Consider the following 16,640-nt stretch of genomic DNA (forward strand, 5'->3'; position numbering starts at 1 on the left):
CTAGCCATGGGGCTGCAATTGCTTTAAGTGACGTTTGGCTTCATCCCATAAGCCGTCCAGTTCCGCCAATTCGCAATCGCGCAGCTCGCGACCGGAGGCTTCCACTTGCTTTTCGATGTAATTGAAGCGGCGGGTGAATTTTTTAGTGGCTTCGCGCAAGGCGATTTCCGGATTGACTTTCAGGTGCCGAGCCAGATTGACGACCACCAACAACAAATCGCCGATTTCCTCCTGGATATGGGCTTGATCGCCGGACTGCCAAGCTTCGTGGACTTCCTGCAACTCCTCGCGCACTTTGTCGAATACCGGCTCGGTTTCCGGCCAATCGAAACCGTGGCTGGCCGCGCGATTTTGAATTTTCTCGCACTGCACCAGCGCCGGCAGGCTTTGCGCGACGCCGGCCAACACACTTTCGGTGTGCTGCGCAGGCTGTTTCAAGCGGCGTTCTTGCGCCTTGGCTGCGTCCCAAGCTTGTTGGCGCTGTTCGTCAGTCTCAAACTTCGCATCGGCGAAGACATGCGGATGCCGACTCACCAACTTATTGCTAATCGCCGCCGCGACTTGCTCGAAATCGAACAAACCGCGCTCATCGGCAATTTGCGAGTGAAACACTACTTGCAGCAACAGGTCGCCCAATTCGCCACGTAAATCGTCGAAATCGTTACGTTCGATGGCGTCGGCCACCTCATAGGCTTCTTCGATGGTGTAGGGAATCAGGCTATGGAAATCCTGCTTGACGTCCCAGGCGCAACCCCTCTCAGGGTCGCGCAAGCGGGCCATCAACGCCAGCAATTCCTGGGTTTTCGTCAAACTCAAAATGTCGAACCGAAGGTATCCTGATAGCGTTTTTTGAACTCCGCCATCGTGAAGGTGTGGTTCTGGGTGCCATTGTGCTCAATTTTGATCGCGCCCAACAGTGAAGCAATCCGCCCGGTAACATCCCAATCGTAATCGTTGATCAGACCATACAGCAGACCAGCCCGATAAGCGTCTCCGCAGCCGGTGGGGTCCAGCAGTTGTTTGGGCTTGGCGGGCGGAATATCGATCACTTCGCCGCGCGTGTATACCTTGGAACCGTTACCGCCCAAGGTGATGATCAAGGCGTCGACTTTTTCGGCAATTTGCTCCAACGTCAGGCCTGTGCGCTGCTGCATCAACTCCGACTCATAGTCGTTAAAGGTGGCGTAATTAGCCAGTTCCAGGAACGCCAACAATTCTTCGCCATCAAACATCGGCATGCCTTGGCCGGGATCGAAAATAAACGGAATGCCTTGCTCGGCGAATTGCTGGGCGTGCTCTTGCATGCCTTGCTTACCGTCCGGGGAGACGATACCAATGGTAATGCCCGAGTCAGACGGCACGGTATTTAAATGCGAAAAACTCATGGCACCGGGATGGAAAGCGGTAATTTGGTTATCGTCTACATCGGTGGTGATATAGGCTTGACCGGTGTAATGATCGTCCAGCACCTTGATATAACGGCTGGAAATGCCGCATTGGCTCAGCCATTGGGCGTAGGGTTCGAAATCGTGGCCGACGGTCGCCATGATAGACGGCTCTTCCTGCAACAATTTCAGGTTATAAGCAATGTTACCGGCGCAACCGCCGTATTCGCGGCGCAAGGCCGGCACCAGGAAAGACACGTTAAGCATGTGTACTTTCTCGGGGAGGATGTGATGTTTAAATTTGTCGTGAAACACCATGATGGTGTCGTAGGCCATGGAGCCACAGATCAATGCACTCATTATTATCCTTGTTTGACGATTTTAGCCGCCTTAAGGTAACGGATGTTTGAAACAGGCACAAGACGAAAGCGACAAAATCAGCCGCTCTCCTTGCCTTTATCCCTTACAAAAGAATCAACGCCCAGGTCACGCCGGCCCAAATCAAGGACAACATGACTGCCGCCGAGCCTATGTCCTTGGCGCGTCCGGATAACTCGTGATGCTCGAAACCGACCCTGTCCACGACCGCTTCTACCGCGGAATTCAGCAACTCCACCAGCAACACCAAAACCACGCTGCCGATTAACAAGACTTTTTCGATAGCGGTTTGCCCCAGCCAGATCGCCAGCGGCGTTGTGACCACGAACAAGGCCACTTCCTGACGAAACGCTTCCTCGTGCTGCCAGGTAGCCTTAAAGCCGGCGACCGAAAAAAAGCAGGCGTTAATCAGCCGCTTAAGTCCCTTTGCATTTTGATTTGCCATTACTTATTCCTACTCCTCGATCAGGGTCCGATAACCATCGGCATCCATTAATTGTTCCAGTTCCGCCGGGTTATCGGCTTTGATGCAAAACAGCCAGGTTTGATACGCGCCGTCGTTTACCAACTCCGGCTCGTCTGTCACCGCTTCGTTAACTTCAACCACGCTGCCGCTGACCGGGCTGAACAAATCGGAAGCTGTTTTGACCGATTCCACCACCGCCAGTTGTTCGCCCGCTTTTACGACCCGGCCGACATCCGGCAAGCCGATAAAAACGATGTCGCCCAATTCGGACTGCGCGAAGTCGGTGATACCGACGCGCACCAGATTGCCGTCTTCCAGCTTGGCCCATTCATGGGTTTGCGCATATTTCAAATTTTCAGGTGTTTCACTCATTTGCATTTCCCTCAAGCCGTCACAGTAATCCGAAAGGATAACCGGCTATTTTTTTAACACAACAAAAAATTACAGACGCCAGCCCAAACTTTATAATCCCGACTCTATGGGAAGCACTTACAACAAGTTCGGCCATTAAGACGTCAAACTACATTCAACAAAATTCATGCGCATAGCACTTTTCCTAGCAGGCTGGCTTGGCTTTGTTAGCCTGACTCCGACCGCCGCCAGGGCGGACGATGACGACGCCCCCGCAAGCACCGACCGAACTAAACCGGCCGACGGCAACGCCGCCGGCGACGTGTTACAGCTGAACAGCGCCGCGCAAAAGCGGGCCGGCATTCAAACCCAAACACTGGTAGTGGTTAAACAAACGCCCGAATTTGCCGCTTACGGCACGGTGGTCAATCCGGAACCACTGCTGAGCATCCGCCAGCAATTCCTGGCCGCCAGCGCCCAGCAAGACAGCGCCCAAGCCCGTTACAGCGAAGCGGCGCAAAACCTGAACCGCACCCGCGACCTGCATCAACAGGACATCGTTTCCACCCGCCGCTTGCAGGAACAGCAAGCTATCTGGCAGGCGGACAAAGCCAATCTGGCTGCCAACAGCTATCAGCAGCAACTCATAGCAGCCAACAGCCGCCTAGTGTGGGGCGACACCCTGAGCAACTGGTTTACCCATGCTCAGGATAAAAACGCCATGCAACTGCTGGAACATCGCGCCCAGTTACTGCAAATCACCCTGCCCGCGAATAGCCGGCTCGATCCCGGCGTCAAACTTATTCATATCCACGAACGCGGCCAGCGCCAAGCCGCCTTGCCCGCCGCGCTGATTTCCGCCTCGCCGCAAGTCGACCCTGTGTCGCAAGGCCCGCGTTATTTTTTCAAATGCGCGGACTGCCGCCTGCCCTTCGGCACCCATATTACCGCCTGGATTCCAGAGGGCGGCCAAGCCAGTAGCGGCGTCAATATCCCGCAACCGGCCTTGGTCTGGCATCTGGGTCAGGCTTTTGTGTTTATCAAAACCGATGCGGAGCATTTCAGCCGCCGAGCGCTCAAGCAATACAGCAGCAATAGCCAAGGTTATTTCGTCGCCGGCGATTTGCGGCCCGGCGAAGAAATAGTGACCACCGGCGCGCAAACGCTGTTATCGCAACAATTGAAAGGCCTGATACCGGACGAGGACAAGGATTAGAGCCGGCTTAGTGTTTTATCTGCAACACCTGGACCGATTCCCAAACCCGCTCTGTAAACTCCGCATCCATCGCCGGCATGCCATCCTGGAGCCACTGCACGATCACTTTAGCGATATTGGGATAGGTGACATGCACCGCATGGGGATTGTGCAGCCAGTCCTCGATCACCGCGTCATCCAAATCAAACATCGTATGGCCGTAGCCCAGTTGCTTTAATGCTTCGGCGTTGGAAATCTGCTCCATTTGCGCGTGCAATGGCTTGACCAGGATCTTCTTGCCCAATTGCAAGGACTCGCTGGCCAATTCGAAGCCCGCATTGCTGATGATGCCGGCGCAATCGTACAAATCCCTCTGGAAACCTGCTCTGGACAGTTGCTTGCAAACGATGTGCGGATATTTCGACACCGCCGGTTCCGGCGAGTACACATGAAACTCAAAATTTTCGAATGGGCACAGCAGCTTAACCACTACTTGCGGATCTTCGAAAGGCAAATACACCAATATTTTATTGGCCTGGGTGTTTTGCGGAAACGCCGGGGTTTCGATAATCGGCGGCAAAATCGGTTGGCCGAAATGGTGCCAGTGCAGACCTATGCCGATGTCCGCCGGGGCAAAATACTTCATCACCTGCTCGGCAATCGGATCGCCGCCGGCCCGGGGAATTTTGTGTCCAAAGGCGTATTGATGGCCGACACCCAAGACTTTTTTCTTTTGCCGCCTTGCCGCCCAGGCTGTGACCGGCTCGAAATCACTGATCACCAAATCGTAAGCGCTTAAGTCCAGGCTGCTGATGTCTCTGATAAAGCGGATAGGACTGGCCTCCAACGCGGTTTTTACGTAACTGACCTGGCCGTTATGGGTGTTAAAGGTCAAGCCGGTTTTGACTTGATAGCCGTTGAATACTTCCATATCGAAGTATTTGTCCGCCCGCCGGCCGGTAAATTGGAAGGTCACATCAAAACCCGCCGCATACAGTTCTTTCGCCATCACTCGGGCGCGGGTGATGTGACCATTGCCCGTGCCTTGCACACCATAAAAAATTTTCATCATAAAATGTAATTGAGACTAAAAATTGCCGCGCCAACCCCCAAGACCACGCCCATCAGCGTGTCGGTGGGAAAATGCACGCCCAAAACCACTCTGGAAAAACCGACCAGCGCGGCCCAAACATAAAGAGCCGGCAGCAACGACGGCGCAAAATACCCTAGCAAGGTGGCTACCATGAACGCGGCCGAGGTATGTCCGGAGGGGAAACTGAATTGATCCGATGGCGTAATCACGCTCTTGAAATCCTGCAGCGCTTGTTGCGGACGGTTGCGTTTAAAGCCTTTTTTTAGCAGCGTATAGACCGGTCTTTCGATTAGAAACGCTAATATCATGGCGCGTAACAACGCATCGTTGCTGCCTTGATCCCAATACAGCCAAGCCGCGAGAAGCACATACAGCAAACCGTCAGCGGTGCGGGAAATCATGCGGCAAAAGCGTACTAGGTAGGCATGGATGGCAACGCTGTTCAACCAGGTAAACATCGTCACGTCGTACTTATGAATGGAGTAAATCAGCTTCATGGTCTGGCCCTCGTTGTTTGCCGCGCGCGTCGACCGCGATCTTCACGCAGCAGTTGGAAATCGTCGATTTTCCGTTTCACGTTTATCCCTGATGACGAGGCCAGCTTAGAGATGCTTTGTGACAACAATATGAAGCTTTGTTTAAGCTTATGTGACAGGCCCATTTCGGCGATTGTTTGTTACAATTGCCGGCTGCGACGCACTCGGCTGTTTGGCGCGTTCGAGACCGGCGATCTATAACAACACGGCAAAACCTTTTCGGTTTTAATCAGGGCACTATGCAACGTTTTTGCACTATAGGTTTTGTACTCGGCCTGATCTTGATGGTCTTCGGCGTGACCTACGCGCTACCCATAGCCACTTCGCTGTATTTCGAGGATGGCATGGTCGATCACTTTGTAAACGGCATGTCGCTGAATATAGGGATTGGCAGCCTGCTTTCGGGCGTGACGATGCGCTTTCGCGGCGATGTGAAAACCCGAGACGGCTACTTGCTGGTAGCTTCGTTCTGGGTATTGATGTCTTCCGCGGCCACATTGCCGCTGATTTGGGGCATACCCGGCCTGTCGTTCACGGACGCTTTTTTTGAATGCGTTTCCGGCTTTACCACCACCGGCGCCACAGTATTAGTCGGTCTGGACAATTTGGCACCGTCACTGAACCTCTGGCGACACGAGCTAAACTGGATAGGTGGATTGGGCATCATCGTCCTGGCCGTGGCAATTTTGCCGTTGTTGGGTGTTGGTGGTATGCAGTTGTATAAAGCCGAGATCGCTGGCCCGGTCAAGGACAGCAAAATCACCCCGCGCATCACCGAAACCGCCCGCTTGCTCTGGCTAGTCTACGCCGGCGCCACCTTAGCCTGTATCCTGGCATTGAATTTGGCCGGCATGGGTTGGTTTGATGCCATTTGCCACTCCTTTGCCACGCTCGGCTTGGGCGGGTTTTCGACGCATGACGCCAGCATCAGCTTTTACGATTCGGCAGCCATCGAACTGGTACTGACTATTTTCATGTTGATCGCCGCGATGAATTTCGCCACGCACTACACCGTACTGCACAATCGCAGCCTTAAGCCTTATCTCTCCGACCCCGAAGCAATACCAATGTTGGGTGTGTTAGCCGGCAGCATTTTGCTTTGCAGCGGCTATCTATGGCATTTCAATACCTATCCTGATTTCTTTATCAGTTTGCGCCACGTGACCTTCAACCTGGTATCAATAGCCACCGACTGCGGGTTGATGAGCGCGGATTTTGACGCATGGCCGCCGTTTGTGCCGTGGTGGATGCTTTACCTGAGCTGCATTACCGCCTGCACCGGCTCAACCGGCGGCGGCATCAAGATGTTCAGAACCCTACTGCTTTGGAAACAGGCGGGACGGGAAATGTTCAGCCTGCTGCATCCCCGCGCGGTCAATCCCATTCGGATTGGCGACACGCCGATTGCCAACAAAATCATCTTCGCCGTTCTGGCGTTTATTTTTCTGTACTTCATTTCTATTGTGGTGATGACTTTCACCCTGATCTTTACCGGACTGGACCCGATTTCCGCCCTTAGCGCCGTAATCGCCTGTATTAATAACGCCGGCCCCGGCCTAAACCAGCTAGGCCCATCACATAGTTACGCCAGCCTCAGTGATTTCCAAACCTGGATTTGCGCAATAACCATGTTACTCGGCCGCCTGGAAGTCTTTACGCTAATCGTGCTTTTTACACCCACTTTCTGGAGAAAATAGTACAATTCGTCGCCTTATCGTCCGCAAGCCCTCTATAAAAACAACATAGATTTAGCGTGCCCGGATCGCAACACTTACCACTTATCAGGAACATTGGCATGACTTCCGCTACACATATTGATTTTCTTAGTAAAAGAAAGCTGGCCTTTTACTTTTCCGGCACGCTGCTGTTAATTTCCATTGTTTCATTTTTCGTCAAGGGTCTGGATCTGGGCATAGACTTTACCGGCGGCAGCGTCTACGAATTGCATTACAACCAAGCCGCCGATCTGGACAAAATGCGCAGCACTCTGGAACAACAAGGCTTCGCCGATGCCAATCTGCAACATTTCGGCAGCGCGGCTGACGTGTTAATCCGCTTGAAGCCGGTAGAAAACATCAGCCAAAAAGAGCTTAGCGAAAAAGTGCTAAATGTCGCTAACAGCAGCCAAAGCCAACCCGGCGAACTGCGCCGCGTGGAATTCGTCGGCCCGCAAGTGGGCGATGACTTGGTCAACGATGGCGGCCTGGCCCTGTTCTTCGCTTTTGTCGGCATCATGTTTTACGTCAGCATTCGCTTTGAGTGGAAATTATCCTTGAGCGCGATCGCTGCCTTATTCCACGACAGTATCATCACGATGGGTTTTTTCTCGGTATTTGGCTGGGAATTCGACATGACCGTGTTGTCGGCGATTTTGGCGTTGATCGGTTATTCCATCAACGACACCATCGTGGTCTACGACCGGATTCGTGAAACCGTCCGCACCAGTCGCATCAAGGAATCGATTAACGACATCGTCAATACCGCGCTGAACGACACGCTGAGCCGGACCATTCTGACCTCGTTAACCGTCTTCTTAACACTGTTGGCCCTAGCTTTCCTCGGCGGCAAAACCATCCACGGCTTTGCGATTGCTATGCTGATCGGCGTCGTTAAAGGCACCTACTCGTCGATTTACATCGCCAGCTCGCTCGCTTTGAGCCTGGGCTTGAGCCGCGACGACCTGATGCCGCCCGCCAAAGACAGCGTCGTCGACGACATGCCTTAACCCGAATTTTCATTTATCACTTCAAGCGAACGCTCACGGAATAACTTGATGACACAAAAGCTTAATACTCGCGACCTTACCCAACTCACCCTCGGCATTCCCGGATTTGCCTATAAAGACTTGTACGATGCCAAACGCCTGTCTGATTTGTTGACGGTATTCGATCAGTCGGTACAGCAACACGATGCCGCCTTGTTTGCGGAAATTACTGCTTACCGCGCCTGCGGCAGCGAAGGCATGAAGCCCGAGGAAGTTTCCGAATTATTGGTAAGAATGGCACCGCTAGTCGGTACCTTCGTCGCGCGTTTATTCAATGTCAGCGATGTGCGCGACCAACAAATCGGCCATATTCGTGGCGAATTCGACGCAATATTTGTTTATCGCACAGAAATCGTTGGCAATTTGAGCAAGTTGTTCAAAGGGCAAACCATTGAAGATTGGGATATTGCCGCACTGCGCAGCCAACTGAATGGCTTATTGACCGCTGCTGACAAACAGGATTTATTCCAGGCCGATCCGGAATTGGCGATTAGCCAAATCGGCGCCGATTTATGGCGCTTGTCGCAACAGGCGGACATTACGGATGCCGAGCTTGCCGCGTTCAAAGACCAATTGAGCGGCTACGACAGCCCTGCTGCGCTGGTAGCCGGCCTGCTGGACATCGTCCGTCGCTGGAGTTTTGCCGCCCAGCACGACCCGGAATTAAAAGCCTATGTCGCCAAATGGGTGAGTTTCAAGGTGCCGGAAAAAACCAATCTGGACAATCTGGTTGACCACGAAACCGTTGCACAAAACGGTTATGACGTATGGGCTTGCGACGATCACCATCACCGTCGCCGCGACGGCTTTGCCTTGACCGACAAGCGCTTCAAACAACGTCAGGTGCTGTATGAAGTGGATCATTGCATTTACTGCCACGACCGCGATAACGATTCCTGCTCCAAAGGCATCAAGAACAAAAAAGACGGTACGTTCAAAACCAATCATTTGAGCGCACTGATGACCGGCTGCCCGCTGGAAGAAAAAATCTCCGAGATGCACGTGGTCAAACGCCAAGGCGACAATATCGGCGCGCTGGCGATGATCATCATCGACAATCCGATGTGCCCCGGCACCGGCCACCGGATATGCAACGATTGCATGCGCGGCTGTATTTACCAAAAAACCGAGTCGGTGAATATTCCGCAAATCGAAACCAATGTGCTGACAGACGTATTGTTCATGCCTTGGGGTTTTGAAATTTACAGCCTGTTGACCCGCTGGAATCCTCTGAATGTCAAGCGCTCCACCGCCCTACCGTATAACGGCAAAAACGTGCTGGTGGCCGGCATGGGTCCGGCCGGTTATACCTTGTCGCACTATTTGCTGAATGAAGGCTTTGGCGTGGTGGGTATCGATGCCTTGAAAATCGAGCCGCTCCCCCTGCATCTAACCGGCGACCGCGATAACGTGCCGATGCCCATCATGGACTTCCAAGACCTTTACGAAGACCTGGATAAACGTGTGTTGCTAGGTTTTGGCGGCGTGGCCGAATACGGCATTACCGTGCGTTGGGACAAAAACTTTTTGAAAGTCATTTACCTGACTTTGCTACGCCGCAACGCTTTCAAATGCTACGGCGGCGTGCGTTTCGGCGGCACCATCACCATCGACGAAGCCTGGGAGATGGGTTTCGACCACATCGCCATTGCCAGTGGCGCCGGCAAACCAACGGTGATCGATCTGAAAAACAACATGACCCGTGGTATCCGCAAAGCGTCAGACTTCTTGATGGGCCTGCAATTGACCGGCGCGGCTAAAGAATCCTCGCTGGCTAATCTACAAGTTCGGCTACCGGCCGGCGTCATCGGCGGCGGCTTGACAGCCATCGATACCACCACCGAATTACTGGCTTACTATCCTGGTCAAGTCAGCAAGATTTTGCATCGTTACGAAAAACTGGTGGCCAAATACGGCGAAGCGACGGTGCGCAGCCGTTACGATGGTGAAGAACTGGAAATTCTGGAAGAGTTCCTGGCGCATGGCCGCGTCATCGAACAGGAGCGCGAACGCGCCGCCGCCTCTGGTGAAACACCTAACTTCCTGCCTTTCCTGAAACAATGGGGCGGCGTGACGCTGTTCTACCGTAAAGGCATCAAAGACTCGCCAGCATATCGGCAAAACCACGAAGAGATCCACGAAGCGCTCTCGGAAGGCATTTATCTGGCCGAAGGCATGAGCCCATTGGAAGCGATCGAAGATCAATACGGTCATTTGCAAGCCGTACGCTTTGAGAGGCTGACCGAGCAAGACGGTAAATGGCGCAAAGCCGATGAAGTGAAAGTGAAGCTGCGCGGCCTGTTCATCGCCGCCGGCACAGCGCCCAACACGATCTACCAGTCCGAACATCCGCGCACTTTCGCGATGGAAGGCAAATTTTACAAACGTCACGAACCCGACTGGTTGGACGGCAAAGCGCAACTGGCGCCGATGGCCGATGAAGCGCAAGTCAAAGTGGGCAAACCGGCACCGTTTACGTCTTATGTTAGCGACGGCCGCTACATCACTTTCTATGGCGATAACCATCCGGTTTATGCCGGCAACGTGGTAAAAGCCATGGCCAGCGCGAAAGACGGTTATCCGTATATCGTTCAACTGTTTGCCAACGAGCTTGCTGGATTGGACGCCTCACAGCAAGCACAACGGGATGCCCAATTACGCGACTTGCAGGACAGACTGGATGCGACTTTCCTGGCGCATGTCGTCGAAGTGAATCGTCTGACACCCACCATCATCGAAGTGGTCATCAAAGCGCCCGCCGCTGCGAAACATTTCGAACCCGGCCAGTTCTACCGGGTGCAAAATTACGAATCACTGGCCCCTGTAGTCGAAGGCACCACACTGGCCGCCGAAGGCTTGGCTCTAACCGGCGCCTGGGTAGACAAAGAAAAAGGCTTGGTATCATTGATTGCCCTGGAAATGGGCAGCTCCAGCCGCTTATGCGCCACCTGGAAAGTCGGCGATCCGCTGGTATTGATGGGCGTAACCGGCGCCCCAACCGAAATTCCAACCGGTAAAACCGTGCTGTTGCTGGGCGGCGGTTTGGGTAACGCGGTATTGTTCTCAATCGGTAAAGCCATGCGCAATGCGGGAAACAAGGTGCTGTATTTCGCCGGCTACCGTAACAGCGAAGACTTGTTCAAGGTGCCGGAAATTGAAGAAGCGTCCGACGTGATTGTTTGGGCGGTAGACGACAGACCCGGCAACGAAGCGATCCCGGTCACTCGGCCACAGGATAAAACCTTCGTCGGCAACATCGTCGAAGCCATGGTGTCTTACGCCACCGGAAAATTAGGTGACACCAGCATTCGTCTGCAAGACGTGGATCACCTGATCGTTATCGGCTCGGATCGAATGATGGCAGCGGTAAAAGCCGCACGCTTTGCCGCTTTAAAACCGTACTTGAAGGAAGGCCACGAGGCGGTCGGCTCAATCAACTCGCCGATGCAATGCATGATGAAAGGCGTCTGCGCCCAATGCTTATGCAAACACGTGGATCCGGAAAGCGGCGAAGAGAGCTTTATGTATTCTTGTTACAACCAGGATCAGGCGCTGGATTATGTGGATTTCCCGAATCTGGCAGCCCGCCTGCGGCAAAACACGGTACAGGAAAAACTGTCCTCACTCTGGCTGACGTATTTACTCGAAGCCCAATGATAACAAGATAGGCAGACATTAAGCCTATCCCCGGTAGACTACAGACCCGATCCGTATCGTCGCTCCCGCAAAGGCCGGAGACAAAAGGCTTTAACGAATTCCCGCCTGCACGGGAGTGACGAATATATTGGATTAATGGCAGGGTTAAGCATATAAAACCGAAGCATTCCTAGCGGAATATCCGGGCTTTAGCGATGCTAAACTACACTCGCTGTAAAGTTACAAACTTTGTAATATCGTGATAGCCAAACCCGTAGTTAAGCGGGCACGGCAAAAGCAGTCACGGTCGAGGAACTCACTCCCTACCGTGGCTGTCCAGCACCCAGTTATTGAAAGGAGTTCACCCGTGTTTTCGCGCATCCTTCTACTCATTTTACTCACCTGCTCACCACTAATAGCTTGGGCAGACGCAGAACAAGCAGCACAAGCCCTTAATCTGACTAAGCATTGGGTGGGTTATTTGGCTATCGGCATATTTGCCGTTGCCTATCTGCTGGCAATGACCGAAGAGGTCACCGAATTAAACAAATCCAAACCCATGGTATTAGCCGCGAGCTTGATCTGGGCCTTTATCGCGGGCATTTACGTGAATAATGGCATGAGCGAGCAGGCCGGACACGCATTCCGTGCTTGTCTGGAAGGCTATGCGGAACTGTTTTTGTTCATCATGGTGTCGATGGCTTATCTGAATGCGATGGAAGATCGCGGCGTTTTCGATAATCTGAGGGTTTGGTTGCTCAGTAAAGGTTTTAGCTACAGAAAGTTATTCTGGATTACCGGCATCATGTCGTTTTTCATGTCCTCGGTTTGCAACAACCTGACCACTGCACTGCTGATGGGCGCAGTGATCGCAGCCATGGGCAAAGACAATCGCAAGTTCGTTACGTTGGCTTGCATCAACGTCGTGGTAGCCACGAATGCCGGCGGTTCGTTCAGCCCATTCGGCGACATCACCACACTATTGGTTTGGCAAAGCGGGGTTGTACCGTTCAAAGATTTCTACTCGCTTTTCATCCCGGCCATAGTCAATTTCGCACTGCCCGCGATAATCATGCATTTCTGGATACCCAAACAGCAACCTGCCGCAGTCGGTAAAGCCCCAAAAATGAAACGCGGCGCAATGACCATGATCGTGCTGTTTTTACTGACGATTATTACTGCGGTCTGCTTCGAAAACATGTTGAAACTACCACCCGCGGCCGGCATGCTGGCCGGCCTGACTTATCTAAAATTCCTGGGCTTTTATTTGCAAAAAACCGCTGATAAAGACAACGGCAAAATTAGCGATTTCGCCCACGTGTATAAATTATTTAACGTTGCGGTTCCCGACGCCAGGCCAAGCCAAAAATTCGATGTATTTAAAAGCGTCGCCACACTGGAATGGGACACCCTGCTGTTTTTTTACGGCGTCATGATCAGCGTCGGCGGCCTGAGTTTCATTGGTTATCTGACCATGGCCTCGGATGTGTTATACGTCGGCATGGACCCCACCATCGCCAACATTGTGGTCGGCATCCTGTCGGCTTTCATTGATAACGGTACCATCATGTTTGCGGTACTCACCATGCATCCCGACATCTCGCAAGGCCAATGGCTGTTAGTCACATTAACCGCAGGCGTGGGCGGCAGCTTATTGGCAATCGGCTCGGCAGCAGGCGTAGGCTTGATGGGACAAATGAAAGGCGTTTACTCCTTTAGCGCACACTTGAAATGGATGCCGGTCATTTTGATCGGTTTTTTCGGTAGCATTGCCACGCATTTCCTGATTAACGGTAGCTATTTTTGACGCGACAAGCTCTATTGGGCAGTCTTTTTCATGGCCTGCCCAATAGGCCAATTGCAAAATTCAGTATTTTTTTTGTTTTTTGCGGCAATCAAATTTGCATTTGCAAGCGGCCAAAAGCGGATTTCAGTCAAGCCGACTCTCCATAAAAGCCTAAAAAAAATCACTTCATTTCAATATCTTAGCCCGCCAATAGCCACCCGCAACCTACGTTAGCCTGACATTTGCACCGTCCAAAGACAGCCGACAACCTATTGTCACAATCATTTAACAAGCAAAATCTAGCTAGTTTTTGTGGATACCCGCCAATTGCGATGTATAATGGAGGCGATTTAGCTCGGTATCGTTGTCGCTTTTCAAGTCTGCAATCGGATCAACAAACATTGTTTTCCACTACCTGCTTTATTCACCAACCCTAGTTACAAACCAGCGAATAGCACTTTATTAGCAAGAGAGATTTATGTCAGTTCAAGTAGAAGGCAAAGTAAAATGGTTCAATGACGAAAAAGGCTTCGGCTTCATTGAGCAAGAAGGCGGCAAAGATGTATTCGTACACTTCAGCGCCATCAACGGCAACGGCCGCAAAACCTTGAAAGAAGGCCAAAAAGTCACGATGGAAGTGACCAATGGTCAAAAAGGCCCACAAGCGGAAAACGTAACACCGCTGTAAATTGAACTGAAAAAGCCGCCTAACCAGCGGCTTTTTCGTTAGATCAGTTTACCCCACAAGTCATACTCGTCGGCTTCCTCGATTTCGACATCGACGAAATCGCCGACTTGTAAATGACTTGCGCCATCGATAAACACCTGGCCGTCAATTTCGGGTGCATCGCTTTTGCTGCGCGCCACCGCACCCTCCTCGACCACCTCATCGACCAACACCGTTTCGATTCGGCCAACTCGGCGTTGTAAGCGCTCTGCGCTGATAGCCGCTTGATGTTCCATAAAACGCGCCAAGCGTTCCTGTTTAAGCGCTTCCGGCACCGCATCGGGCAAATCGTTAGCCACCGCCCCCTTCACCGGCGAATAAGCAAAACAGCCCACCCTATCCATTTGCGCTTCGCTTAAGAATTGCAGCAACTCGTCAAAGTCTTGCTCGGTTTCGCCGGGAAAACCGACGATAAACGTGCTGCGAATAGTCAAATCCGGACAAATCTTCCGCCAAGCTTTGATGCGTTCCAGATTATTTTCCGCCGCAGCCGGACGTTTCATCAGTTTTAAAATTCGGCTGTTGGCGTGCTGAAACGGAATATCCAAATACGGCAGAATCTTGCCTTCAGCCATCAGCGGCACGACGTCATCAACATGCGGATACGGGTAGACATAATGCATCCGTGCCCAGATACCCAACTCACCCAAGGCTTCGGCCAAATCGTAAAACCGGGTTTGCATTTCCCGGCCGCGCCAACGCCGGCTTTGATATTTCAAATCCAAACCATAAGCACTGGTATCTTGCGAAACGATTAGCAGCTCCTTAACGCCGGCATCGGCCAGCCGTTCGGCTTCCCGCATCACATCGTCAATGGGACGGCTCACCAAATCGCCGCGCATCGACGGAATGATGCAAAACGTGCAGCGATGATTGCAGCCTTCGGAGATTTTTAGATAAGCGTAATGTTTAGGCGTCAGCTTGATGCCTTGCGGCGGCACTAAGTCGGTAAACGGATTATGCGCAGGCGGCAGATGCTCGTGCACCGCAGACACCACTTCATCAGTGGCGTGCGCGCCGGTGATTTTTAAAACCTGCGGATGCCGAGCCAAAATCTCGTCTTGCCGCGCTCCCAAACACCCGGTGACGATGACCTTGCCGTTTTCCGCCAAAGCCTCGCCGATACTGTCCAGCGATTCTTCGACCGCCGCATCGATAAAGCCGCAGGTATTGACGATCACCAGATCGGAATCTTTGTAATTCGGCGACACCTGATAGCCCTCGCTACGCAGCTTGGTCAAAATTTGCTCGCTATCGACCAGGGCTTTTGGGCAACCTAAACTGATAAATCCAACACGGGGGTTACTCATGAAACTCTCTTGAAAACATTTTTATAAACAGGTGGGCGGCTTGGGCAAGCCGGCGATTTTACAGGCGTATTTCAGCGGCCCTTGTGGAAACAATTTTTGCAGATAGCGGCTATTGCCTTTGTCTTCACCAAATTGTTTGCGGATAGCCGCCACAAACATCCGGGCATTGGGCAGGTGTTGGAATTTTTGATAGTAGTCGCGAATGTACAACAGGATTTCCCAATGCGCATCGCTGATCGCGATACCTTCTAGCCGCGCCAACTCGTCAGCCACCGCTCGATTCCATTGCCCGGCATCGCGCAAAAAGCCATCGTCGCTGGTTGGCAACGCAACACCGCCGACCATCAATTCCACGAATGAATTACCGGATTCCGCACGGTCAGTTCGACCAAGCCCGCATAATCAACCACTTCCAAACCTGACAACACAAATTGCGGCTGGACACCGTGAACCGATAACATCTCTTGCAAGGCATAAACCCGACACGACCGACTCAACAATTGCCGCAACAACGCATTACCGCTATGCCCGATCCGCGCGGCACACACCGCACCATCCATCAAGACAACATCGTCACCGCTGCCAATGCGCTCGATAAGCGCCGCTTGCAACGGCAATTGCGATAACAAATGCAGCATTATTCCACATGCGTCAGCTTCAAACCGACGATGCCGACGATGATTAACAGGATAGACGCTAAGCGGAACCAGTCCGCCGATTCCTTAAACAGAAAAATCCCGACTATCGCGACACCCACTGCCCCCATACCGGTCCACACCGCATAAGCCGTACCCAGCGGTAAAGTTCTGATCGCCAGCATTAACAGGTAAAAACTGCCCGCCCCCGATACGCCGGTCACTACGCTCGGCCATAGCTTGGTAAACCCGTCATTGTATTTAAGACTTATCGCAAACACGATTTCCGAGCAACCCGCGGCGAACAATAGCAACCAACCCATCAAAACTCCTTTCCTATGCACTATAATCTGCGGTATTTTACAGCAGTGCTCTTAC

General features: G+C 52.5%; 16 protein-coding genes. 6 read left to right on the forward strand and 10 right to left on the reverse strand.

Annotated features, from left to right (window positions below):
• The 4 genes from mazG to gcvH form a co-directional block, all read right to left on the reverse strand.
• Nucleotides 1–816 (reverse strand): nucleoside triphosphate pyrophosphohydrolase, encoded by an 816-nt coding sequence (gene mazG, locus JL719_RS20750; protein ID WP_174843463.1) that lies wholly within the window; start codon nucleotides 814–816, stop codon nucleotides 1–3.
• On the reverse strand, nucleotides 813–1,745 hold the full coding sequence (locus JL719_RS20755) for a carbohydrate kinase family protein (RefSeq protein ID WP_033157836.1): 933 nt from the start codon (nucleotides 1,743–1,745) through the stop codon (nucleotides 813–815). Before JL719_RS20755 ends, mazG begins: the two co-directional genes overlap by 4 nt.
• Before the next feature lie 103 nt (nucleotides 1,746–1,848).
• The gene (locus JL719_RS20760) at nucleotides 1,849–2,208 is read right to left on the reverse strand and encodes a diacylglycerol kinase (RefSeq protein ID WP_033157835.1); all 360 of its coding nucleotides are present in this window, start codon (nucleotides 2,206–2,208) and stop codon (nucleotides 1,849–1,851) included.
• Nucleotides 2,209–2,217: 9 nt separating this feature from the next.
• A complete protein-coding gene (gene gcvH / locus JL719_RS20765; protein WP_033157834.1) occupies nucleotides 2,218–2,601 on the reverse strand; it encodes a glycine cleavage system protein GcvH in 384 nt (127 codons plus the stop codon).
• A gap of 166 nt (nucleotides 2,602–2,767) precedes the next feature.
• On the opposite strand from gcvH, the gene JL719_RS20770 reads away from it, so the two are divergent.
• A complete protein-coding gene (locus JL719_RS20770; RefSeq protein WP_033157833.1) occupies nucleotides 2,768–3,796 on the forward strand; it encodes an efflux RND transporter periplasmic adaptor subunit in 1,029 nt (342 codons plus the stop codon).
• A gap of 7 nt (nucleotides 3,797–3,803) precedes the next feature.
• Here JL719_RS20770 and JL719_RS20775 read toward each other — a convergent pair whose 3' ends face one another.
• Together JL719_RS20775 and JL719_RS20780 are read right to left on the reverse strand one after the other, a co-directional pair.
• Entirely contained in the window at nucleotides 3,804–4,844 is a 1,041-nt protein-coding gene (locus tag JL719_RS20775; RefSeq protein WP_033157832.1) for an MJ1255/VC2487 family glycosyltransferase, read from the reverse strand.
• Complete coding sequence (locus JL719_RS20780) at nucleotides 4,844–5,365, reverse strand: phosphatase PAP2 family protein (protein ID WP_033157831.1); 522 nt, start codon at nucleotides 5,363–5,365, stop codon at nucleotides 4,844–4,846. Before JL719_RS20780 ends, JL719_RS20775 begins: the two co-directional genes overlap by 1 nt.
• Before the next feature lie 278 nt (nucleotides 5,366–5,643).
• On the opposite strand from JL719_RS20780, the gene JL719_RS20785 reads away from it, so the two are divergent.
• The 5 genes from JL719_RS20785 to JL719_RS20805 all read left to right on the forward strand — a co-directional run bounded on the left by JL719_RS20785 (nucleotide 5,644) and on the right by JL719_RS20805 (nucleotide 14,278).
• Entirely contained in the window at nucleotides 5,644–7,101 is a 1,458-nt protein-coding gene (locus tag JL719_RS20785) for a TrkH family potassium uptake protein (RefSeq protein WP_033157830.1), read from the forward strand.
• A gap of 98 nt (nucleotides 7,102–7,199) precedes the next feature.
• Entirely contained in the window at nucleotides 7,200–8,129 is a 930-nt protein-coding gene (gene secF / locus JL719_RS20790) for a protein translocase subunit SecF (RefSeq protein WP_033157829.1), read from the forward strand.
• A 48-nt stretch (nucleotides 8,130–8,177) separates the two neighbouring features.
• A complete protein-coding gene (locus JL719_RS20795; protein ID WP_051670177.1) occupies nucleotides 8,178–11,825 on the forward strand; it encodes a pyridine nucleotide-disulfide oxidoreductase in 3,648 nt (1,215 codons plus the stop codon).
• A 499-nt stretch (nucleotides 11,826–12,324) separates the two neighbouring features.
• Nucleotides 12,325–13,611 carry a sodium:proton antiporter NhaD gene (gene nhaD / locus JL719_RS20800; protein WP_373276523.1) on the forward strand — a complete coding sequence of 429 codons (1,287 nt, stop codon included), beginning with the start codon at nucleotides 12,325–12,327 and terminating at the stop codon, nucleotides 13,609–13,611.
• Between the two features lie 457 nt (nucleotides 13,612–14,068).
• Nucleotides 14,069–14,278: a cold-shock protein gene (locus JL719_RS20805; protein WP_020483452.1), complete on the forward strand. Its 210-nt coding sequence runs from the start codon at nucleotides 14,069–14,071 to the stop codon at nucleotides 14,276–14,278.
• A 38-nt stretch (nucleotides 14,279–14,316) separates the two neighbouring features.
• Here the strand turns inward: JL719_RS20805 and rimO are convergent, their stop codons facing one another.
• The 4 genes from rimO to JL719_RS20825 are packed head-to-tail and all read right to left on the reverse strand — an operon-like array spanning nucleotide 14,317 to nucleotide 16,585.
• Nucleotides 14,317–15,627 (reverse strand): 30S ribosomal protein S12 methylthiotransferase RimO, encoded by a 1,311-nt coding sequence (gene rimO, locus JL719_RS20810; protein WP_033157828.1) that lies wholly within the window; start codon nucleotides 15,625–15,627, stop codon nucleotides 14,317–14,319.
• A gap of 21 nt (nucleotides 15,628–15,648) precedes the next feature.
• Nucleotides 15,649–15,981: a TusE/DsrC/DsvC family sulfur relay protein gene (locus JL719_RS20815; RefSeq protein ID WP_201799005.1), complete on the reverse strand. Its 333-nt coding sequence runs from the start codon at nucleotides 15,979–15,981 to the stop codon at nucleotides 15,649–15,651.
• Nucleotides 15,972–16,265, reverse strand: a complete 294-nt coding sequence (locus JL719_RS20820) for a DsrH/TusB family sulfur relay protein (protein WP_033157826.1) — start codon at nucleotides 16,263–16,265, stop codon at nucleotides 15,972–15,974. The genes JL719_RS20815 and JL719_RS20820 overlap by 10 nt, the downstream gene beginning before the upstream one ends.
• Nucleotides 16,265–16,585: a DMT family transporter gene (locus JL719_RS20825; RefSeq protein ID WP_033157825.1), complete on the reverse strand. Its 321-nt coding sequence runs from the start codon at nucleotides 16,583–16,585 to the stop codon at nucleotides 16,265–16,267. The genes JL719_RS20820 and JL719_RS20825 overlap by 1 nt, the downstream gene beginning before the upstream one ends.
• Between the last annotated feature and the right edge of the window lie 55 nt (nucleotides 16,586–16,640).

Source organism: Methylomonas sp. LW13 (genome assembly GCF_016865255.1).
Lineage (GTDB): Bacteria > Pseudomonadota > Gammaproteobacteria > Methylococcales > Methylomonadaceae > Methylomonas.

Coding starts and splice junctions, on each gene's coding strand:
- JL719_RS20755 (WP_033157836.1), bottom strand. CDS start 1,745: ATGAGTGCATTGATCTGTGGCTCCATGGCCTACGACACCATCATGGTG.
- JL719_RS20760 (WP_033157835.1), bottom strand. CDS start 2,208: ATGGCAAATCAAAATGCAAAGGGACTTAAGCGGCTGATTAACGCCTGC.
- gcvH (WP_033157834.1), bottom strand. CDS start 2,601: ATGAGTGAAACACCTGAAAATTTGAAATATGCGCAAACCCATGAATGG.
- JL719_RS20770 (WP_033157833.1), top strand. CDS start 2,768: ATGCGCATAGCACTTTTCCTAGCAGGCTGGCTTGGCTTTGTTAGCCTG.
- JL719_RS20775 (WP_033157832.1), bottom strand. CDS start 4,844: ATGAAAATTTTTTATGGTGTGCAAGGCACGGGCAATGGTCACATCACC.
- JL719_RS20780 (WP_033157831.1), bottom strand. CDS start 5,365: ATGAAGCTGATTTACTCCATTCATAAGTACGACGTGACGATGTTTACC.
- JL719_RS20785 (WP_033157830.1), top strand. CDS start 5,644: ATGCAACGTTTTTGCACTATAGGTTTTGTACTCGGCCTGATCTTGATG.
- secF (WP_033157829.1), top strand. CDS start 7,200: ATGACTTCCGCTACACATATTGATTTTCTTAGTAAAAGAAAGCTGGCC.
- JL719_RS20795 (WP_051670177.1), top strand. CDS start 8,178: ATGACACAAAAGCTTAATACTCGCGACCTTACCCAACTCACCCTCGGC.
- nhaD (WP_373276523.1), top strand. CDS start 12,325: ATGACCGAAGAGGTCACCGAATTAAACAAATCCAAACCCATGGTATTA.
- JL719_RS20805 (WP_020483452.1), top strand. CDS start 14,069: ATGTCAGTTCAAGTAGAAGGCAAAGTAAAATGGTTCAATGACGAAAAA.
- rimO (WP_033157828.1), bottom strand. CDS start 15,627: ATGAGTAACCCCCGTGTTGGATTTATCAGTTTAGGTTGCCCAAAAGCC.
- JL719_RS20820 (WP_033157826.1), bottom strand. CDS start 16,265: ATGCTGCATTTGTTATCGCAATTGCCGTTGCAAGCGGCGCTTATCGAG.
- JL719_RS20825 (WP_033157825.1), bottom strand. CDS start 16,585: ATGGGTTGGTTGCTATTGTTCGCCGCGGGTTGCTCGGAAATCGTGTTT.